General features: G+C 54.0%; 22 protein-coding genes and 2 pseudogenes. 17 read left to right on the top strand and 7 right to left on the bottom strand.

Annotation, left to right across the window (positions count from 1 at the left end):
* Window positions 1-277 precede the first annotated feature (277 nt).
* The gene (locus GKR98_13440; protein QMU59103.1) at window positions 278-931 is read right to left on the bottom strand and encodes a DUF1194 domain-containing protein; all 654 of its coding nucleotides are present in this window, start codon (window positions 929-931) and stop codon (window positions 278-280) included.
* A gap of 515 nt (window positions 932-1446) precedes the next feature.
* Between GKR98_13440 and GKR98_13435 the strand changes: the two genes are divergently transcribed.
* Genes GKR98_13435 through GKR98_13405 form a run of 7 tightly spaced genes read left to right on the top strand, consistent with a single transcriptional unit; the run spans window position 1447 to window position 6456 of the window.
* Complete coding sequence (locus GKR98_13435; protein QMU59102.1) at window positions 1447-1764, top strand: hypothetical protein; 318 nt, start codon at window positions 1447-1449, stop codon at window positions 1762-1764.
* A 44-nt stretch (window positions 1765-1808) separates the two neighbouring features.
* A complete protein-coding gene (gene pdhA / locus GKR98_13430; protein QMU59101.1) occupies window positions 1809-2798 on the top strand; it encodes a pyruvate dehydrogenase (acetyl-transferring) E1 component subunit alpha in 990 nt (329 codons plus the stop codon).
* 9 nt (window positions 2799-2807) lie between these two features.
* Window positions 2808-3197, top strand: coding sequence for a hypothetical protein (locus GKR98_13425; protein QMU59100.1), 390 nt, complete (start codon window positions 2808-2810; stop codon window positions 3195-3197).
* A gap of 2 nt (window positions 3198-3199) precedes the next feature.
* Window positions 3200-4573, top strand: coding sequence for a pyruvate dehydrogenase complex E1 component subunit beta (locus tag GKR98_13420; GenBank protein QMU59099.1), 1374 nt, complete (start codon window positions 3200-3202; stop codon window positions 4571-4573).
* A gap of 1 nt (window position 4574) precedes the next feature.
* Entirely contained in the window at window positions 4575-4889 is a 315-nt protein-coding gene (locus GKR98_13415; GenBank protein QMU59098.1) for a hypothetical protein, read from the top strand.
* Window positions 4889-5146 carry a hypothetical protein gene (locus GKR98_13410; protein ID QMU59097.1) on the top strand — a complete coding sequence of 86 codons (258 nt, stop codon included), beginning with the start codon at window positions 4889-4891 and terminating at the stop codon, window positions 5144-5146. Before GKR98_13415 ends, GKR98_13410 begins: the two co-directional genes overlap by 1 nt.
* Window positions 5146-6456, top strand: a complete 1311-nt coding sequence (locus GKR98_13405; GenBank protein QMU59096.1) for a pyruvate dehydrogenase complex dihydrolipoamide acetyltransferase — start codon at window positions 5146-5148, stop codon at window positions 6454-6456. Before GKR98_13410 ends, GKR98_13405 begins: the two co-directional genes overlap by 1 nt.
* A gap of 90 nt (window positions 6457-6546) precedes the next feature.
* On the opposite strand, the pseudogene GKR98_13400 reads toward GKR98_13405, so the two are convergent.
* From GKR98_13400 to cysE, 3 genes and pseudogenes are all read right to left on the bottom strand, one after another.
* A pseudogene (locus GKR98_13400) lies at window positions 6547-6875 on the bottom strand (hypothetical protein).
* Between the two features lie 156 nt (window positions 6876-7031).
* Window positions 7032-8102, bottom strand: a complete 1071-nt coding sequence (locus GKR98_13395) for a pyridoxal-phosphate dependent enzyme (GenBank protein QMU59095.1) — start codon at window positions 8100-8102, stop codon at window positions 7032-7034.
* A 67-nt stretch (window positions 8103-8169) separates the two neighbouring features.
* On the bottom strand, window positions 8170-8991 hold the full coding sequence (gene cysE / locus GKR98_13390) for a serine O-acetyltransferase (protein ID QMU59094.1): 822 nt from the start codon (window positions 8989-8991) through the stop codon (window positions 8170-8172).
* A gap of 97 nt (window positions 8992-9088) precedes the next feature.
* On the opposite strand from cysE, the gene GKR98_13385 reads away from it, so the two are divergent.
* On the top strand, window positions 9089-9427 hold the full coding sequence (locus tag GKR98_13385) for a TraR/DksA family transcriptional regulator (GenBank protein QMU59093.1): 339 nt from the start codon (window positions 9089-9091) through the stop codon (window positions 9425-9427).
* 3 nt (window positions 9428-9430) lie between these two features.
* Here the strand turns inward: GKR98_13385 and GKR98_13380 are convergent, their stop codons facing one another.
* On the bottom strand, window positions 9431-10225 hold the full coding sequence (locus GKR98_13380) for a DUF2793 domain-containing protein (GenBank protein ID QMU59092.1): 795 nt from the start codon (window positions 10223-10225) through the stop codon (window positions 9431-9433).
* Window positions 10226-10356: 131 nt separating this feature from the next.
* On the opposite strand from GKR98_13380, the gene GKR98_13375 reads away from it, so the two are divergent.
* Window positions 10357-11708, top strand: a protein-coding gene (locus GKR98_13375) for an IS3 family transposase (GenBank protein ID QMU59091.1) whose coding sequence is annotated in 2 segments (ribosomal slippage) — window positions 10357-10692 and window positions 10695-11708 — 1350 coding nt in all. Because the reading frame shifts where the segments join, the coding sequence is not laid out codon by codon here.
* A 72-nt stretch (window positions 11709-11780) separates the two neighbouring features.
* Here the strand turns inward: GKR98_13375 and GKR98_13370 are convergent.
* Window positions 11781-12005: pseudogene (locus GKR98_13370) on the bottom strand (sodium:alanine symporter).
* Between the two features lie 19 nt (window positions 12006-12024).
* Window positions 12025-12459 (bottom strand): universal stress protein, encoded by a 435-nt coding sequence (locus tag GKR98_13365; protein ID QMU59090.1) that lies wholly within the window; start codon window positions 12457-12459, stop codon window positions 12025-12027.
* Between the two features lie 144 nt (window positions 12460-12603).
* Between GKR98_13365 and GKR98_13360 the strand changes: the two genes are divergently transcribed.
* The 8 genes from GKR98_13360 to GKR98_13325 all read left to right on the top strand — a co-directional run bounded on the left by GKR98_13360 (window position 12604) and on the right by GKR98_13325 (window position 20755).
* Window positions 12604-13059 carry a winged helix-turn-helix transcriptional regulator gene (locus GKR98_13360; protein ID QMU59089.1) on the top strand — a complete coding sequence of 152 codons (456 nt, stop codon included), beginning with the start codon at window positions 12604-12606 and terminating at the stop codon, window positions 13057-13059.
* Window positions 13060-13205: 146 nt separating this feature from the next.
* On the top strand, window positions 13206-14237 hold the full coding sequence (locus GKR98_13355; GenBank protein QMU59088.1) for a substrate-binding domain-containing protein: 1032 nt from the start codon (window positions 13206-13208) through the stop codon (window positions 14235-14237).
* A gap of 90 nt (window positions 14238-14327) precedes the next feature.
* Window positions 14328-15641 (top strand): extracellular solute-binding protein, encoded by a 1314-nt coding sequence (locus tag GKR98_13350; protein QMU59087.1) that lies wholly within the window; start codon window positions 14328-14330, stop codon window positions 15639-15641.
* 109 nt (window positions 15642-15750) lie between these two features.
* Window positions 15751-16629: an ABC transporter permease subunit gene (locus GKR98_13345; GenBank protein ID QMU59086.1), complete on the top strand. Its 879-nt coding sequence runs from the start codon at window positions 15751-15753 to the stop codon at window positions 16627-16629.
* Window positions 16630-16641: 12 nt separating this feature from the next.
* Window positions 16642-17472 carry an ABC transporter permease subunit gene (locus GKR98_13340; protein ID QMU59085.1) on the top strand — a complete coding sequence of 277 codons (831 nt, stop codon included), beginning with the start codon at window positions 16642-16644 and terminating at the stop codon, window positions 17470-17472.
* A gap of 12 nt (window positions 17473-17484) precedes the next feature.
* The gene (locus GKR98_13335; GenBank protein ID QMU59084.1) at window positions 17485-18489 is read left to right on the top strand and encodes an ATP-binding cassette domain-containing protein; all 1005 of its coding nucleotides are present in this window, start codon (window positions 17485-17487) and stop codon (window positions 18487-18489) included.
* Window positions 18486-19256: an L-iditol 2-dehydrogenase gene (locus GKR98_13330; GenBank protein QMU59083.1), complete on the top strand. Its 771-nt coding sequence runs from the start codon at window positions 18486-18488 to the stop codon at window positions 19254-19256. Before GKR98_13335 ends, GKR98_13330 begins: the two co-directional genes overlap by 4 nt.
* Before the next feature lie 2 nt (window positions 19257-19258).
* Window positions 19259-20755 (top strand): mannitol dehydrogenase family protein, encoded by a 1497-nt coding sequence (locus tag GKR98_13325; protein QMU59082.1) that lies wholly within the window; start codon window positions 19259-19261, stop codon window positions 20753-20755.
* The last annotated feature ends 11 nt before the right edge of the window (window positions 20756-20766 follow it).

Raw genomic sequence — 20766 nt, 5'->3', positions numbered from 1 at the left:
AAATCGACATTTCCACAACTGATAAAAAACTCGAACTGTCGTTTCGAGTTGCTTCGGTCCTTGCCTCGAAGTTGGTATTTCCGTCAATTTTGGGATGCTAGATATTGCATTCGAAAGGATCAGGTCCGCCGGGGAGCATGATTTGCAGCAGTTTTAGATTTCTGGTTCGATACGAGCATTCTTTCGTGTTCTTTAGAGAAGTTCCTTTGGCGCGAAATTTCACGGGACATTCACTTCAGACCCCATAGCCTATCCCTGGTTTAAATTGAGGGCACGGTCAAAAAAGCATACGGCTGAGTTCGCGGATGATCTTTTGGCGTATCGCACGCGGGTAGTCCCAATGCATGCGGGCGGTCAGAACGAACCCGTCGCGGGTGATGATCGATCGTTGGTAATAGTTTGTGATCGCCACACCCATGGACTCGATAGCAATCCCGTTAATCGTGACACCTGCACGTTCTGCGACATTGCGAGCAGTGACCGTGTTGCGCCCCGCGTTGGCGCTGCCGTCGCCAGAAACATCGATAACTTTACGACGACAGTCTGGAACTTCATCAAATTGTTCGAGTGAAAAGTAAATGGCTTCGGCAGGGGCTGTGTCAGACAATACAAAGGCCCGCTCCATGTCAGCTGCTTCATTGGCGAAGAGTGCTGCGTCAAATTCGTTGCCAATTCGACGCCATGGGATCGAAACTTCTTGCCTGTCCTCGCCCGACCACTGAATGACCATCATCGCGGCACGGTTTTGGATCATGGCGTGGACGATTTCGGCGTCGCGTAACGCGTCAACAAGACCGTTCTTTTGCAAACGCCACTCGCCTACATCCACAGAATTTGAAACATCAATTGTTAGAATGAGAGCTGTGTCGCAGGCGACGGCGCCGTTGCCATAGAGGCCAAAACACAGTGCTGATACCAAATTACGCAACATAGCTGCCACGATGCGCAAACTGTGCAGTCCTTGGCAAGTCCGTTCGAATTTTCGTGGATGAGTGAAAGTGCAGGTTTCTATTGCCATGTACCTACGAACCTCGCCTATGGTCGCAAAACCGTAGGAGTTGAGGTTTCAGTATTAGAAGCTGCTTACGCAGCTACTGCAACTATACAATTTGAACCCGCTCGGTGGAATTTCGCTGAAGCCAGACAGTTCTAACGGTGCGGACAAAGTGGCGTTTGGCACCCCGCCTGCGACATTGGCCGGCGGAGAAGTTCGCTGAGTGTGTTGCCGTGATCAGTTGAAGTCACCGCTCATAGCAGACGTTCAGCATGTTCAATCGAATTCATTGGCTGCTGCCGCAACACCACTTTCGATTACTATGGCCAAATCGAAACGCCAAAGATCATTCGAACGCATCGGGTCACTGGGTGTCTGTCATCGTTCGGCGCCAATGCGATACTCCAATAGCTCCCCCGATCAGAGCCACGAGAGCTGCCGGAAGACAAAAAATGAAACCGAAGAAAACGCCCCCAAAATCAACGGGTTCATTCACAGAACTTGCACAACTTACCAATCCAACGGCGAATATTGCGAAAGGAACAACTGCGATTAACCAATGCCGACCGAAGGTGCGTCCTATTAAATACATCGCAACTCCAATTGCTAAAAATACTGCAGTCGCTAACAGCCCAAAAACCAATTCATTCCCTCTAGAATATCCAATTTCGCGCGCATCTTACCAACACTTGCACCCCTCGCATAACAGCTTTTCACTTTTCGCTCCGCATTTCCGCGTGCGTTTTTCAGCGTTTTGGTTTATGAGATAGTTTAACGCTGAACTATATCCAAGCGAACCGGGAGGATGCTGTCCATGGCTGCGAAGCGGGCGACGCGTAAGTCTAATGCCTCGAAAGAGGAATTGCTTAAGTATTACAGAGAGATGCTGCTGATCCGGCGGTTCGAAGAAAAGGCCGGCCAATTGTATGGCATGGGGCTGATTGGCGGGTTCTGTCACTTGTATATTGGTCAGGAAGCAGTGGTTGTTGGGCTCGAAGCCTGCACCGAAGAAGGCGACAAGCGCGTCACCACTTACCGCGATCACGGCCATATGCTGGCCTGTGGTATGGACCCAAAGGGCGTGATGGCCGAGCTGACGGGCCGCGAAGGCGGATATTCGAAGGGCAAGGGCGGCTCGATGCACATGTTCTCGAAAGAGGCGCATTTTTACGGCGGTCATGGGATCGTCGGGGCGAACGTGCCGTTGGGTGCGGGACTGGCATTGTCGGACAAATACAAGGGCAACGACCGTGTGACGTTTACATACTTTGGTGATGGCGCGGCCAACCAGGGCCAGGTTTACGAGACCTACAACATGGCCGAGATTTGGGACTTGCCGGTTGTCTTCGTGATCGAGAACAACGGGTATGCCATGGGCACGTCTGTGGCGCGGGCCACGAAATCACCATCGCTTTGGGCACGCGGTGCCGCTTACGGAATTGAAGGTGAAGAAGTCGACGGTATGGATGTGTTGGCAGTTAAGGCCGCAGGACAGCGGGCCATTGAATACTGCCGCGCGGGCAAAGGCCCCTACATCCTGGAAGTAAAAACCTATCGCTATCGTGGTCACTCGATGTCGGACCCGGCAAAATATCGCACCCGCGACGAAGTGCAAAAAATGCGCGAAGAGCGTGACGCAATCGAAGCGGTGCGCAAACGCCTTCTAGAGGCCGATCCGAAGGTCGAAGACGAATTGAAGGCCATTGATAAAGAGATCAAAGCCATCGTCAACGAAGCGGCAGATTTCTCGAAAGAAAGCCCCGAACCGCAATTGTCCGAGCTTTGGACAGATATTTACGTTTAGGAGCGCCCGATGCCTCACTTTGAGATTTATGCGAAAGACGTGGATGCAGCAAAGACCTTTTATGCCGGTCTTTTTGGCTGGTCCTTTTCCGCCATGCCCGGCGGTGAAGAGATGCACTATAACCTTATCGATGGCGATCAGATTGGAATGGGCAAAGGGCTGACCGGCGGTTTGCTGTTACGTCCCGACGAGACACCTGCCAGCGGCTCACCTATACGTGGCGGGACCATGACATTTGACGTGGCCGACTGCGATGATCGTTACACCTGGGCGCTGGCCAATGGTGGTGGTGAGGCGCTGCCACCAACGGACTACCCGGGCATTGGCCGTTGTGCTTATGTTGAAGACGGTCACGGAAATGTCGTCGGATTTATTACACCAGCCGTAGGAGAACATTGACCATGGCTACAGAGATTCTCATGCCCGCACTTTCTCCTACGATGGAAGAAGGCACTTTGGCGAAATGGCTGGTGAAAGAGGGCGATACAGTTTCGTCCGGCGACATTCTGGCCGAGATTGAAACCGACAAGGCGACGATGGAATTTGAAGCGGTCGATGAAGGCATCATGGGGAAAATCCTTGTGGCCGAGGGCAGCGAAGGCGTTGCCGTGAATACACCCATCGCTGTGATGATCGAAGAAGGCGAAAGCGCTGATGACATTCAGGTTTCTGCTGCTCCCGCCGCTGCTTCAACTGCCTTGGCCCCTGCCCCGGTTGCAGAAGCGCCCGCTTCGGCCCCTGCCGCTCCGGTGACCAGCGTTTCGATGGAACCGGATTATCCCGAAGGCACTGAAATGGTGCAAACTACAGTGCGCGAAGCCTTGCGCGACGCAATGGCCGAGGAAATGCGCAGCGACGAGACGGTTTTCGTCATGGGCGAAGAAGTGGCCGAGTATCAGGGCGCTTATAAGATCACCCAAGGTCTGCTGGACGAGTTCGGCGCGCGCCGTGTAATCGACACACCGATTACCGAGCATGGGTTTGCCGGTATCGGAGTAGGTGCGTCCTGGGGCGGTTTGCGCCCAATTGTGGAGTTCATGACGTTCAACTTCGCGATGCAAGCGATTGACCACATCATCAATTCGGCCGCTAAGACGCTGTATATGTCGGGTGGTCAGATGGGGTCGCCTATCGTCTTCCGTGGCCCGAATGGCGCAGCGGCGCGGGTTGGGGCGCAGCACAGCCAAGACTATGCGGCATGGTATGCCAGCGTTCCTGGGCTTTACGTTGTTCAGCCCTACTCGGCGGCAGATGCGAAGGGATTATTGAAGACAGCTATTCGCGACAACAACCCGGTCGTGTTCCTGGAAAACGAGATCATGTATGGCAAGGCGTTCGATGTGCCGAAGCTGGATGATTTCACCATTCCGTTCGGCAAGGCCCGCGTCTGGCGCGAGGGCAGCGATGTCACCATCGTAAGCTGGGGTATCGGGATGAGCTATTCGCTGGAAGCAGCGGACGAGCTGGCCAAAGAAGGCATCTCGGCTGAAGTGATCGACATGCGCACATTGCGGCCTTTGGACATCGAAACGGTGATCCGCTCGGTTCAGAAAACCAACCGCTGTGTGACTGTGGAAGAGGCCTGGCCGGTTGCATCAATGTCGGACCACATTGGGGCTGAGATCATGCGCGAGGCGTTTGATTATCTGGACGCGCCCGTCATGGCCTGCACCGGAAAAGACGTGCCGATGCCGTATGCGGCCAACCTCGAAAAGCTGGCGCTGACCTCGGTCAAAGAGGTGATGGATGCGGTTAAGGCTGTGACGTATCGGTAAGATGCAGCTGCGGTGGACCATAACAGCGCTAGTGGCTGCCCTGGTCGTCTTTGGGTTTGGCCGGGGCGATCAGCCTAACGGTAATCACAGTTCTCTGTTGGCGTTTGGGCAGCCCGCGCTGATGCTACCGGTCTCTGTGATGAGCCTTGCCGTGACATCGCAAAGCGCACCGATGCGCATTGAAGCCATCGAAGTCGCGCGCGGCCCGCAAATTGCCGCTTTGCCCAGCAATGCGCCGATGTATCTGGATGTGAACGGTGGCCAAAACCTGCGACCATTGGCAACAACATATTCTTCGGCAAGGACGTTCCGCTGATGGAAGTCCTTGGCATCGATATGACTCGCGAAGCCTATCGCGTCTCAACCCCGGTTCAGGGCGTTGATGTGCTGGGCTATGTGCCCGAAGGGTTGGTCATGGAGATGTTGGGCCTTAATCGGCGCCCCGGACACGGCGAGGTTTATGCCTGGCTGGAGAAACATTTGACGGCTGTCGAGGCTGCCATGACAAAACGATATACCGGGGGCGTGCCAAAATCGCCTTTTGACCGGATTACACTTGCGGAGGAAGCCTAATGCCCACCGAGATTCTGATGCCCGCTCTGTCACCGACGATGGAAGAAGGCACGCTGGCCAAATGGCTGGTCAAAGAAGGCGATACCGTTGCCTCGGGTGACCTGTTGGCCGAGATCGAGACCGACAAGGCGACGATGGAATTCGAAGCCGTGGACGAGGGCGTTATCGGCAAGATCTTGGTGGCTGAAGGAACCGAAGGCGTGGCCGTGAACACGGCAATTGCAGTTTTACTGGAAGACGGTGAAAGCGCGGACGACATCAGCGCGACAGCGGCCCCTGCCCCAGCGGCGGAAGCTCCAGCGCCTGCATCAGCAGCAACCCCCGCAGCCGCGGCGCCTGCAGTGGCAGCAACTGCACCTGTGGCCCCGGCGGCTTCGGATGGATCACGGGTGTTCGCCTCTCCATTGGCGCGCCGAATTGCGGCGGACAAGGGTTTGGTTCTGAGTGCTATCAAGGGCTCTGGCCCCCATGGCCGGATCGTCAAAGCAGATGTCGAGAATGCGCAACCTGGCGCGGTTGCGGCACCAGCAGCGGCGAAAGCGGCGGCACCTGCCCCGGCAGCAGCGACTGCGGCGGCAGGTCCGAACACCGAACAGGTTATGCGCATGTATGAGGGGCGCGAGTTTGAAGAGGTCAAGCTGGACGGGATGCGCAAGACAATCGCTGCACGTCTAACCGAAGCCAAACAGACCATCCCGCGTTTCTATCTGCGCCGGGATATCCAGTTGGATGCCCTGCTGAAGTTCCGCAGCCAGTTGAACAAGCAATTGGAAGCGCGCGGTGTGAAGCTGTCGGTCAATGACTTTATCATCAAGGCCTGCGCAATTGCGTTGCAGCAGGTGCCGGAGGCAAATTCGGTCTGGGCCGGGGATCGCACGTTGAAACTGAAACCATCGGATGTGGCTGTAGCCGTGGCAATTGAGGGCGGGCTGTTCACGCCAGTCCTGAAGGACGCGGACATGAAATCGCTGTCCGCATTGTCGGCAGAAATGAAGGATCTGGCGGCGCGGGCAAAAGAGCGCAAACTGGCCCCTGAAGAATATATGGGCGGCAGTTTCGCAATCTCGAACCTCGGCATGATGGGCATCGACAATTTCGACGCGGTCATCAACCCACCCCATGGCGGCATTCTGGCCGTCGGTGCGGGCGCAAAGAAACCGGTTGTGGGTGCGGATGGCGAATTGGCCGTGGCGACAGTGATGTCTGTGACGCTAAGCGTCGATCACCGGGTGATTGATGGAGCTTTGGGTGCTGAATTGCTGAACGCGATCAAGGACAATCTGGAGAACCCGGTCGCAATGCTGGCCTGATTTCGACTGCCTGCCGGCAGCCGATCCGCCGGGGGGCTTTGCCCCCCGAGCCCCCCCCAGAGTATTTAGCCAGAAAGAAGTTTTAACCAATCACTTTAGTGGCGTTGCTCCAGTTTCCGTCGAAATGATTTTGCCGTCCCGGATTTTGTGGAATGCCAGAACTGCTTCGCGGCTGCCATCGGGGAAGTTCATCGTTGAATGGCCTACAATGACGTCGTCGTTTTCGTAAAGACAGCGCTCGTTTTGGATGCCCCATTGGCCGCTGCCAGACATGGCTTGCATCATTTCGGACATCTGCGCTTTGTTCAGTGTCTCGCATTTTGATGACGGACAAATTGAAAATCGTCGTGTAAAAGTTCCAGATATGCGGCGGCATCATCATTTCGCATGGCGGACGACATTGATTGGTAAAGTCCCATTTCCCCCTCCTCTATTAGAATGCTTGTGAGCAAACCATAGCATGTTTTCTTTGGTTCGTAACACTACAGAGACCAAAAGCACCGCAGGGGCAGCAAATCATTGGAACGAACCGAAGTAGGCCGCCCCCACGAAAGGGGGCGGCACGTATGCATTTATCACTCGAACTGAAACCCCGGAGTCGATTTGGAAATTTCCAACTCTTCGTCCGTCATCCCTTCGGGAATATCATCGAACAAAGGCGTCGACAGATAGCGTTCGCCTGTATCGGGAAGCATGGCGAGAATGACAGAGCCGTCTGGGGCGGTCTCGGCGACTTTCATCGCAGTAGCCAGCGTGGCTCCGCCCGAAATTCCGGTGAAAATACCTTCTTCGGATGCCAATCGTTTCGACCAGGCAATTCCCTCGGGACCAGGCACTGGAATAAGGTCGTCATGCGCCTCCTTGTCCAGCCCTTCCTGCAGAACCCAGGGAATAATATCAGGCGTCCACCCCTGAACTGGATGAAGTTCCCAGGAGGGATGGCCTGAAGCAGCCGATTTGTCTTCAAGACGCTCTTGCTCGATGCCCGAGGCCACAAGCGCGGCATTGGCCGGTTCCGTCAGGATGATCTTCGTGTCAGGGCGTTCTTTGCTGAGCACACGAGCCACCCCGGAGAATGTGCCGCCGGTGCCATAGCCGGTCACGAAATAATCAAGGCGCTGACCGGCGAAATCACCGATTATTTCGCGCCCAGTTGTACTTTCATGGATGTCGGCATTTGCATCTGTCTCGAATTGGGCGGCGTTAAACCACCCGTGTTCATCGACCAGTTCCCGAAGCTTTTCGATCATGCCGAACGCTTTTTTCTCGCGAGGTGTCAGCACGACTTTGGCTCCGAGGAACCTCATCAGTCGGCGTCGCTCAATGGAAAAACTGTCAGCCATCAGACAAACCAGCGGATAGCCTTTGGCGGCACAAACCATAGCCAGGCCAATGCCTGTGTTGCCGGATGTCGCTTCGATAACAGTCTGTCCCGGCTTCAAGCGCCCGTCACGCTCAGCCGCTTCAATGATGTTCAGCGCCAGTCGATCCTTGACTGAGCCTAACGGATTAAACGCTTCAAATTTAACATAAACCTTGACGTTATTCGGCGCGATGTTGTTCACACGGATAACGGGCGTATCGCCCACTGTGTCGAGAATACTGTCGTAAAGACGGCCTCGGCCGTTTGTTTGTCTGATCCCCATATGCCCCACTCCTTCAGATGAATTGACTGCTGCCCAAATCAGGCAACAGTCTTCACCTTAGCGGAAGTCAGGGCAGTCCGGCTACTAGTCCGTTCAAAGCCTGATCCATCGTCAGGGCTGGCTGGTCGCAACCGGCTTCACCGACGATCTTGGCTGGAACACCTGCGACTGTCTTGCAAGGCGGAACTTCGATGAGCACAACCGAGCCCGCCGCAATACGCGAACAGTTACCGATGCGGATGTTCCCAAGCACTTTGGCACCAGCTCCGATCAGGACGCCATCTCCGATTTTCGGATGTCTGTCATCGTCTTCTTTGCCGGTGCCGCCAAGAGTGACCGAATGCAACATCGAAACGTTGTCACCCACAACTGCGGTTTCGCCAATTACGATGGAATGGGCGTGATCGATCATCAACCCTTTGCCGATGACCGCGTTAGGATGAATGTCGATCCCGAACACTTCGCTTACGCGGGCCTGAATGAAATAGGCCATGTCCCTGCGGCCCTGTTTCCAGAGCCAGTGACCAACCCTGTATGCCTGAATCGCTTGGAACCCTTTGAAATACAACAGAGGTTGAGCAAGGCTATGGCAAGCAGGATCACGCTCGAATACGGCTGTGATGTCAGCTCTGGCGGCTTCACCCAGTGTGACATCAGACGCGTGGGCCTCTTCCGCTATCTCGCGCAATAACTGACCAGACATTTCCGGCGACGCCAGTTTCATGGCAACGCGATAGCTTAACGCGCTTTCAAACGATTTGTGGTGGAGGATACTGGAATGCACCATACCACCCATCAGGGGCTCGTTCACGATGGATGCCTGTGCCGCCTTGATGATTTTGTCCCAAACGGGATCAAGCGACGTAGGTTTGCGATGTTGCTCGGCCATGGCCAAATCCTTCCTTTGCCACCCGCTTTTACAACAGATAGGCATGAAGGACCACGATCAAACCCCCAGGCGAGGTCAATTTGATGCCTGAAATTTGATGCCTGAAATCGACATCGAGAAATATCGCACGCGTTTACTGGCGGAAATGAAAGAATTGATCGCCGAAGACACCGCAGGTGCCGAAGATCAGCAAACCGTCGAGCTGGATCAACAGTCCGTGGGGCGCCTCAGTCGCATGGACGCAATGCAGCGCCAGGCCATGGCGCAAGCCACCGCGCGCCGGCGCGCAACAAGACGCGCGCGTATCGCCGCCGCACTTCAGCGTATCCAAGAAGACGAGTTTGGGTATTGCCAGGATTGTGGGGAAGAGATTGCGGCAGGACGGCTGGACCTTGATCCAACCGCACCCAACTGTATTTCCTGCGCGCGGGGTTAATTGTTAGGCGCGCGGCAAGGTCAATTCTGCAAAATGCACTGCAACGCGAAAGGTTCCCGTGCCGTCGAAGTTCCCACCGGTAGCCGTCAAAATCAGGTCGGTATCACTGTAATAAGTTAATGGATTTCCGGTTAAGCCGCGCGCCCAAGACCCCGCACCGACACCAATGCCCGAACCATAACGATTTGTGCTGCCCGTGACGCCAATCTCAATACTTGTCGCTCCGCCGACTGCAGACAAAACACGGCCGGTAATACCATAAACAATTGAATTTGATGAAATAAAGGCGGAAATCGCCGAAGATGCGCCAGTTCCAACCGCGTGATCCACTTCAATTGAGCGGTGCACAAATCCGGCGCCATTGGCTGTAAAGCTACCGCCACCTTCAACCCAAGTTGCACCGTCATAAGTAACTGCCGATCCAGTATCCACCCGCCAGCCCCGCCAGCCGGTTTTGGGTTGAACGAACACCCATCCTCCGTTGGAAAAAAGCCCCAGCTTTCCGTCCTGCGATGCCCAATCCCCCGTAGCGCTTGCACCAATATCATAAAGTTCACCCTCTGTAGGCAACCCGGGCGGTGTCACCATCCCGACTCCGTTCAAAGTAATTTGTGCCAACGCATCCAGACGCAGCAGTGCTTCGTTCACTGTAACGTGTTTCTGTGCCTGCGCTGGCTGCACCAAAGGCAGCGCAAATTGAGCGGTGTTAGTCATTGATCTTAAACTTTCCATATAACCCCGGCCCAAACCGGTCTGAAACTTGCGCAACTTCGATATAAGTGGGGCCAGACCAATCATCTGTCGCTTGGTCTGCTGCCGAATACGTCCAGTCGGGTATAGTCATGTCTGAAGTCAGCGCCTATGGGTCCAATTAGGTTAATTTGATAAGAGAGTTTTGTTGGCTCATCGTAACCACTGAGGAGTGGGACATGAGACAGACAACTGGAACTCGCAGGAGCCCCGGCGAGAAGATCGTCAAAGAGATCAAGCGCGCGACGCGCAAACAGTATTCGTCAGAAGAGAAGATCCGGATCGTGCTGGATGGCTTGCGTGGCGAAGACAGCATTGCTGAGTTGTGCCGTCGTGAGGGAATATCTCAAGGTATCTACTACAAATGGTCCAAGGACTTCATGGAAGCTGGCAAACGGCGGCTTGCTGGAGATACGGCGCGTGCGGCTACGACCGACGAAGTCAAGGACCTGCGCCGCGAAGCCCGAGACCTGAAGGAGGTCGTTGCCGAGCAAACACTGGAACTGCGTCTTCTCAAAAAAAGCATGACCGGCGGTGGGGGCGACCAAGAATGAGGTATGCTGCATCTGAGAAGTTGGAGATCATCCGGCTTGTTGAGGGGTCGCATTTGTCTGCTCGTCGAACATTGGCAAAGCTGGGCATCCCCCGCACCACATTTTACCGTTGGTATGATCGGTATCGGCAGCGCGGCGACGCTGGCCTTGTGGATCAAGCGCCTAAGCCCAGACATGTCTGGAACCGCATCCCCGACGAAGTCCGGCGCAAGGTCGTCAAGCTGGCGCTGCAGGAGACGGAGCTGTCGCCGCGCGAACTGGCAGTGACGTTCACGGATCGGGAGCGCTACTTCGTCTCGGAATCTTCAGTCTATCGGGCCCTGAAGGCCCACGATCTGATCACCAGCCCGGCCTTTATCGTGCTCAAGGCGGCAAACGAGTTCAAAGACAAGACCACTGCGATCAACCAGCTTTGGCAAACCGACTTCACCTATCTCAAAGTGCTTGGCTGGGGCTGGTTCTATCTCAGCACAATCCTGGACGACTACAGCCGCTACATCATCTCGTGGAAACTCTGCACGAACATGCGGGCAGAGGACGTGACGGACACCCTGGATTTGGCGCTACAAGCATCAGGGTGCGATCAGGTTCACGTCATCCACAAACCCCGCCTCCTCAGCGACAACGGGTCCAGTTACGTCTCTGGCGATCTGGCTGAATGGCTGCAGGACAAAGGCATGAAGCATTCTCGGGGCGCACCATATCATCCCCAGACACAGGGCAAGATCGAGAGGTGGCATCAAACCCTGAAGAACCGCATCCTATTGGAGAACTACTTCCTTCCGGGAGACCTCGAAACCCAGATCGAAGCCTTCGTCGATCACTACAATCACAAGCGCTACCACGAGAGCCTGAACAACGTCACACCCGCCGACGTCTACTTCGGGCGTGACAAAGCCATTCTAAGACAACGGGAAAGGATCAAACGAAAGACGCTCGAAGCGCGGCGCTTGCATCACAGACAGCGCGCCGCATAATAACATCAACCAGACGAGCCAAACTCTTTACTTGTTTAAGCAACTCTTGGTTTCCAAAACCCTGACGACGGACAGGCCGAAGTAGACCGTAAAAACGGTCGCTGCGATCACCAGCCACGCCACGATCCAAGGGAAACTTGTTCCTGGGAACGGACTAAAGATCAGGCTGACGAACCAGCCGGTAGAGCTTGCAAAAACCTCGTTTACTTTTTCGTCGATGCTCTGCGCCAGCGCCGGAGCGGCCGAGGCAAGAAGTGTGGGAATGGCGAGAGACGCCATTTTCAATTTTCTATTCATCACTATCCCTGTCATTTTTTTATGGAACGATTGTCACTGGCACAGGCGAAGCCTGAACCAAGGTGCCAGCAACAGAGCCAAACAGTCTGGATGCCAGTGCCGAGTGCCCGGTGCGTCCGATCACCACTTGAGATACTCCCGACTCGCTTGCCACGGCGCAGATAGTTTCTGCGATGTGGCCGTACTTCAGCACAGCTTTCGCGGAGACTCCGTCTGCGGACAACTTCTCCATGACAGGTGCCAAGATCGTGCTTTCCGCGCGAGCAAGTTCTTCGGTTCGCCTAGCGTGACGCTCTTCCAGTTCTTCAGGTGTTAAAAACGTATAAGGCGACCATTCCAACACATGTGTAACGGTGACCTCCATGCCCTGGGATTTGGCGATTTGCGCTGCAAACCCCAATGCCCGACTGGCGCTTTCACTGCCGTCATATCCGACGACGATCGTTTCTGTCATATTCCCCACTCCTTTCGTTGTGCCAAATACTGGCACGGACAGACTTGCACACATCGCAAGAGAAAGGACTGTCTTTTTTTCTTTATTTTCGGAAAATTTCTGAAATACTTTGGGAAATACAGCAAACTATTAGGAATATTTCCGATGGATGACATCAATAGGAAGATTCTCACAACTCTTCAATCGAACGGTAATATATCGATGTTGCAGCTTTCCGACCTTGTTGGACTGTCGCTTTCGGCTTGTCACCGGCGCGTGAAAATTCTGGAGAGTTCCGGAAAAATTTCCGGATATTCCGCCCGGCTTGATCGGTTGGAGATCGGGCTTGAGCTTCAGATTTTCGTCGAAGTAAAAACAGTTAGTGCGCGACGTGAGGATACAGGTGCATTCGAGGACGCCATCGCTGAAATGCCAGAAATTCTTGAGTGCCATTTGATATCCGGCGACTTTGATTATCTCATTCGCGTTGCGACCCGTGACGCGAAAGACTACGAAAAGTTGTATCGCAACCGGCTTTCGATGATCCCGTCAGTTTCCGAGATGAAAACATTGATGACCGTGTCGACCATCAAAGAGTTTACAGGGTATTATCTGGACTAAGAAAAGAGACGGTTTCCTGTTGCCACACGTCGCAATGTTGAATGGTTGTAACGTTGCATCTCAGGGAGTTTGTTATTATCGCGAGATAATAATTAGTGGACGCGGGGCGAGTGGAATTGCGCAATCACGCGTGCAGGAGAGTGTGAATGTCTGGCAAAAAGATACGCAACATGGATGAGTTCGCGGCAAAAAGCGGACTTTCCAGGCCGACTGTATCGAAGTACTTTAATGACCCCGAAAGCGTCCGATCCTCGACAAGACAGAAGATCGAAGAAGCGTTGGATCGTTATGACTATCGCCCAAACATTTTTGCGATAAACCAGAATCGAAGCTCAACGAAGAACGTTGGAATTGTCGTCCCTTACCTGACCGACCCATTCTTCGCTGAAATCGCAAGAAAGCTGGAGGAACGATGCACGTCGGCGGGACTGCGTCCGACGTTGTTCAGCCCTTATGGGCGCCCCGATCTGGAAATTGAAATTCTCGACAGCATTCTTTCTTTGAAGCCTGCGGGTGTCTTGTTTGCCCCATTGGGTCGGGTTTCGGATCGGGACGCCATCAAAGAATTTTGCGATAAAGTCCCAACCGTTCTTTTCGATAGTGAGATCGAAGATGTTGGCGAAGCCTTTGTTGGCTCTGACAATTTCAGCTTTGTCTCAGAGACCATTGAATATTTGCTGAGAACCGGAACCCCACCTTGCTTCTTTGAAATGCGACACCCGGCAAACCCAAATGCGAACAAGCGTCGCCTGGCGTATCTGGAACTGATGAAGCGCCATGGATTGGAACCACAGGTCGTTCAAGTTGAGGGCGCGGGCTGGTCGTTTGAGGAAATCGGTCGCGAGGGTGCCCTTCGGGTTTTTGAAAGTGGCGGATTTCCCAGTGACACAGTACTTTGCAGCAATGATCGGCTGGCTATTGGCTTGTTGGCCGCTTGCTACGAAAAGGGACTTAGGGTTGGTCATGGCCGGGGATGTGCGATGCGCATTGCTTCCCACGACGGCCACCCTTTTTCCAGCTTCACCTGCCCTTCCCTTACTACCGCTGCGCACGACTATGACTCGGTTTCAGATCGTGCAGTTGAGACGCTTCGGGAGGTGATTGAGGCTGGTGGGAAACTCGCGGACCGAAAGGTGACTCTTTACCCCGCCAAGTTGATCTTGCGATCCTCGGCGTAACCCCAAAACTTTACTCGCGCAAATTTTTGATTGACGTTGGTGTATTTGCGTTCTAGGTTCCCCTTAACGTCCAACATAGGGAGGAATCGGATGTTATCGAATTTTAAACTGGCAACAGCGACTGCTGCAGGGGTTGCGCTAGCAAGCGCCGCCTACGCCGAAAACATCGTCATCGCGACTGTAAACAACGATGACATGATCAAGATGCAGGCTTTGACTGGCGACTTTACTGCGCGCACCGGTCATACCGTCGAGTGGGTTACTCTGGAAGAAAACGTTCTTCGTCAGCGCGTTACAACTGACATCACCACTAAGGGTGGTGCGTTTGACGTTATGATGATTGGTATGTTTGAAACCCCGATTTGGGGTGCTCAGGACTGGCTCGTCCCGCTTGACGATATGCCAGCACATTACGATGTCGAAGACATTTTGCCTGCCGTTCGTGGTGGCCTGTCGCATGACGGAACACTTTATGCAGCGCCATTTTATGCAGAAAGTTCGTTCGTTCACTATCGCACAGACCTGATGGAAAAAGCTGGTCTGGAAATGCCTGACGAGCCGACGTGGGACTTCATCCGCCAAGCTGCGGCTGCGATGACTGATCGTGACAACGAAATCAACGGTATCTGCATGCGTGGTAAGGCAGGTTGGGGCGAAGGTGGTGCAATCATCACAGTGCTCGGCAATGCCTTTGGCGCACGTTGGTTTGATGAAGACTGGAACGCTCAATTCGACCAGCCAGGTTGGAAGAACGCTCTGGAATTCTATACTGGCATGATGGCTGAATCTGGTCCTGCTGGATATGCGAACAACGGCTTCAACGAAAACTTGTCTCTCTTCCGTCAAGGCAAGTGTGGCATGTGGATGGACGCAACCGTTGCTGCCGGATGGCTGGCTGAAGACGGCAAAGGTGGAGCCAGCGACGTTGCTGGAAACATTGGTTGGGCAGTTGCACCAAATGCAGGTCTTGGCAGAAACTCAGGCTGGCTTTGGGCATGGGCACTTGCAATCCCAGCAGGCACACAAAAAGCTGATGCTGCAAAAGAGTTCATCGCCTGGTCGACCGGCCCAGACTACATGCGTTTGGTTGGGTTCGAGAATGGTCATGCTTCCATTCCTCCGGGCACACGCCAGTCGCTCTATGACAACGCCATCTACCAAGAGGTTCCTTTTGCTCAGATGACGTTGAATGCGATCCTGGCCGCTAACCCCAACAACCCGACAGTCGATCCTGTCCCATATGTTGGTGTTCAGTTCGCTGCGATCCCTGAATTCGCTGGAATTGCGACAGAAGTCAGCCAGGAATTCTCGGCGGTCTATGCTGGTCAGCAGACCATCGACGAAGCTCTTGCGAAAGCACAGGCTCTGACAAACGACGCAATGGAAGCCGCAGGCTACCGCTAAGCGTTCTCCCACCGGAGGGCAGCTCCCTGCCCTCCGGACCCTTCACCCTTGAATCCGAGAGCTCAAATCTGAAACGGTGACATACCGTTAACAGGAGAGGTGCATAAAAATGGCTACAGCACATTCAAGATCAGCGGCCCGTTTAATGATGGCCCCGGCGGTCTTCCTGCTCCTCGTCTGGATGCTGGTTCCGCTCTCAATGACCCTCTACTTTTCGTTCAAGAAGTATCTGCCCCTGCGCGGAGACAGTCTTGACCGCGGCCTGGATTGGGTTGGTTTCGAAAACTACACACGTTTCGTGGGCTCAAGCTCGTTCTGGCCCGCCGTTCAAACCACCCTGATTTTGGTGGGCGGTATCATTGTGATCACCGTGGTTCTTGGCATCTTGTTGGCCATTTTGCTTGATCAGCCGATGTGGGGCCAAGGGATTGTCCGCATTCTGGTTATCTCGCCCTTCTTTGTTATGCCGACAGTCTCGGCGCTGGTCTGGAAAAACATGATGATGGACCCGACCAACGGACTATTCGCACACCTGTGGCGGTTCTTTGGAGCAGACCCGGTCGTCTGGCTAAGTGACGCCCCGATATTCTCGCTAATTATGATCGTTTCCTGGCAATGGCTGCCATTTGCAACGCTGATCCTTTTGACGGCAATCCAATCGCTGGACAGCGAACAACTGGAAGCCGCCGAGATGGACGGTGCGAACCCCATTGCCCGCTTTTACTTTATGACCCTGCCGCATCTGGCCCGAGCGATCACCATCGTGATCCTGATCCAGACGATCTTCCTTTTGTCGATCTTTGCGGAAATCTTCGTGACCACCGGTGGCGCCTTCGGCACCCGGACCCTGACCTATCTGATTTTCCAGCGCATGGTGGAAAGTCAGAACATTGGCCTGGGCTCAGCAGGTGGTGTCTATGCAATCATTCTCGCCAATATCGTCGCGCTCTTCCTGATGCGCATCGTTGGCAAGAACCTGGACGCGTGAGGAGGATCTGACATGGCACGTGCAGTCACCACAAAGCGCAAATCTATCAATACAATGGCGGCCTGGGCAGTTGGTTTGCTGATCTTCTTTCCGATCTACTGGACCATACTGACCAGCTTCAAATCCGAAGCGCAGGCTATTAACTATCCACCGCTGTTTTTCAACTTTGACTGGACGTTGGAGAACTACACGTTGGTGCAGGAACGCTCGGACTATATGAAGTTTCTCTGGAACTCGATAATCATTGCTGGCGGTTCGACGATCCTGGGCACAATCATCGCGGTTCCTGCGGCCTGGTCGATGGCATTCGTGCCATCAAAGCGGACGAAGGACATTCTGCTGTGGATGCTGTCCACCAAGATGTTGCCTGCGGTCGGTGTTCTATACCCTATCTCGCTGATTTTCATCCAGTTGGGGCTTTTGGATACCCGATTTGGCCTGACGCTGGTGATCATGTTGATCAATCTGCCGATCATTGTCTGGATGCTTTACACGTACTTCAAAGAAATCCCCGTCGATATCCTTGAAGCGGCACGGATGGATGGCGCGTCACTGCGCGAGGAAATACTCTATGTCCTTACACCGATGGCAGTGCCTGGAATTGCTTCAACCATACTGTTGAACATTATTCTGGCCTGGAACGAAGCCTTCTGGACGCTCAACCTTACGGCGGCCAAGGCGGGACCACTGACAGCATTTATTGCCAGTTATTCCAGCCCCGAAGGCCTGTTCTTCGCAAAACTCAGTGCAGCCTCAACTATGGCGATTGCACCAATCCTCATCCTTGGCTGGTTCAGCCAGAAACAACTCGTCCGGGGCTTGACCTTCGGCGCCGTCAAATAAGGAACCTGACTCATGGGACGTATTGTATTGGAACAAGTCAGAAAAAGTTTCGGCGATGTGGAAGTCATTCCGCCGCTTGATCTGACAATCGAAGACGGCGAATTCACTGTATTCGTCGGGCCATCGGGTTGCGGCAAGTCGACATTGCTTCGGTTGATCGCTGGATTGGAAGACGTGACGTCTGGCTCGATCCGTATCAACGAAGCGGACGCTACTGCCGTTCCGCCTGCCAAACGTGGTCTGGCCATGGTGTTTCAGTCCTATGCGCTTTATCCGCATATGACTGTCCGCAAGAACATAGCCTTCCCGCTTCGCATGGCTAAACTTGATCAAGCCGAGCAGACAGCGAAGGTGGAACAGGCCGCTTCAGTTCTTAACCTGACTGATTATCTGGATCGACGTCCAGGCCAGCTTTCCGGCGGTCAGCGTCAGCGGGTTGCAATTGGCCGGGCCATTGTTCGCGAACCCGATGCGTTCCTTTTCGACGAACCGTTGTCCAACCTTGATGCCGCGCTTCGGGTGGGCATGCGATTGGAGATCAGCGAACTTCACGAACGCCTGAAAACAACCATGATCTATGTGACCCACGATCAGGTCGAAGCAATGACAATGGGCGACAAGATCGTGGTATTGCGTGCAGGCTTCATCGAGCAAGTTGGTTCACCGCTAGAGCTGTATCACAGCCCCCGGAATGAATTTGTAGCCGGCTTCATTGGGTCGCCAAAGATGAACATATTCGGCGGTGATGAAGCTAAGAAACACGGTGCAACGTCCATTGGTATTCGCCCTGAGCACGCTGACGTCAGCACGACCGAAGGCATGTGGAAGGGCACCGTAGGCGTGGCCGAGCACCTGGGGTCCGACACCTTTGTGCATGTTCACGGCACTGGTCTTGCGGACATGGTGACTGTTCGGATGTCTGGCGACATCAACGTCCGCTACGGCGACGAAATCTATGTGACGCCGCAGATGGACAAGATCCACAAGTTCGACGCACAGGGATTGCGGATGGCATGAGGCGACTGGCGGGCAAAACCGCGCTGATAACGGGCGCCGCCCGAGGCATTGGTTACGCTTTTGCCGAGGCTTACGTTCGCGAAGGCGCCAGCGTAGCCATTGCCGATATCGACATTGAGCGTGCCCATAAGTCAGCCGCAACTCTTGAGAACACTGTTGCGGTTGAAATGGACGTTACAGATCAGGACAGCATTGATCGCGCTGTAAAAGAAACCATCGATGCCTTGGGCCAGATCGACATCTTGATTAATAACGCAGCCATTTTCACGGCAGCCCCAATTGTCGAGATCGAACGGGCCGACTATGCACGGGCGTTCGACATCAATGTCGCCGGGACGTTGTTCACGATGCAGACCGTTGCCAAACACATGATTGAGCGCGGCAAAGGCGGCAAGATCATCAATATGGCCAGTCAGGCGGGTCGGCGCGGTGAACCTCTGGTAGCCACTTATTGCGCAACCAAAGCTGCGGTCATCAGTCTGACCCAGTCTGCTGGTCTGAATTTGATCCAGCATGGGATCAACGTGAATGCCATCTCACCGGGCGTTGTAGATGGCGAGCATTGGGACGGCGTCGACGCGTTCTTTGCCAAATATGAAGGCAAAACACCCGGACAGAAGAAGAAAGAAGTCGGCGAAGCCGTTCCTTACGGACGCATGGGCCGCGCTGAAGACCTTACCGGAATGGCCGTATTTCTTGCCAGTGAAGACGCAAACTATGTTGTTGCACAATGCTACAACGTGGATGGCGGGCAGTGGATGAGTTAAGAATGCTCAAAGACAAGCCCCGTACAAACCCTGTCCCTCTATCGGACGCTTTTCTGGAAGATCTTCCAGAGGATGTGCTGCGACCAAATTATGATCGGTCCGAGCTTCGTGCAGGGATTTTGCATATCGGACTGGGTAATTTTCACCGCGGGCACCAGGCATGGTACCAGCACAGACTGCTTCAGATGGGGCACGCGACGGATTGGGCAATCATTGGCGCAGGCGTTCGATCCTATGACACTGAGATGCGAGATAAATTACTTTCGCAGGACTACCTTACAACCTTAATTGAGCTCGACCCCTCAGGAATGTCAGCTGAAATTACTGGCAGCATGATCGACTATGTTCCGATTGAGGATGGCAATGGTGCACTCGTTACGGCGATGTCAGACCCGGCCATACGCATCGTCAGTTTGACTGTTACTGAAGGCGGTTATTTCATTGCACCAGACAACGGTGGGCTGGACACTGACCATCCTGATATCATCCATGATGCCTCAAACCCCAACAATCCTCGGACAGCATTCGGTGCGATGATCTCGGCACTCCGAAATCGCAGAGACGCTGGGGTTCTTCCTTTCACGTGTCTTAGTTGCGACAATCTACAGAACAACGGCGATGTTCTTCATCGCGCTGTCGTTGCACTTGCCCGGCTATCCGATCCTGACCTGGCGGATTGGATAGAAGACACCGGAGCGTTCCCGAACTCGATGGTTGACTGTATTGTGCCTGCGACTGGGCCGGAAGAGATCGAACTGGTCCGCAGGTTTGGAATTGTCGACGCCGCGCCGGTCACCCATGAGAGTTTTCGCCAATGGGTGATTGAAGATAGATTTGTGGACGGGCGCCCTGATTGGGATCTGGTTGGCGCGACATTTACCGACAGTGTTCACGACTATGAAACCATGAAGCTCAGAATTCTTAACGGTGGGCATCAGGTACTTGCCAACGTAGGTGAAATCCTGTCGATCTCGACGATTGCTGACTGCATGCAGGATGCAGACATTCTGTCTTACTGGAAGAAAGTGCAGCGCACAGAGATATCTCGCTATGTGACTTCGGTGCCGGAAATGTCGGCAGATGCATATGTAGAGCTGGTAGAAAGTCGCTTTTCGAACCCTGCAATTCTTGACACAACTCGTCGGGTCGCCTTTGACGGGTCGTCCAGACATACGGGTTTCTTATTGCCGGTTATGCGCGATGCATTGAAGGCAGGTGGATCCATTCAAGGTCTGTCTCTGGTCGAGGCGCTCTGGGCACGGATGTGCCATGGAACACGCGAAGACGGCACTATGATCAAGCCAAATGATCCAAATTGGGACGACCTTCAACAATCTGCCGAGCACGCTCGTCATGATCCCGCAGCTTGGCTGGAACAGCGTCAGTTTTATGGTGACCTGTCCGAGTCCGAAGTCTTTAAGGAAAGTTTTCAAACGTGGCTTTCGCTGATTTGGTCGCAAGGTTCGCGTGCGGCCTTGCGTCAGTATAACAGCAGTTGAATTAAGGACTG

It is taken from the genome of Boseongicola sp. (assembly GCA_014075275.1).
Lineage (GTDB): Bacteria > Pseudomonadota > Alphaproteobacteria > Rhodobacterales > Rhodobacteraceae.
This window is presented reverse-complemented; position numbering and strand designations above follow the sequence as displayed.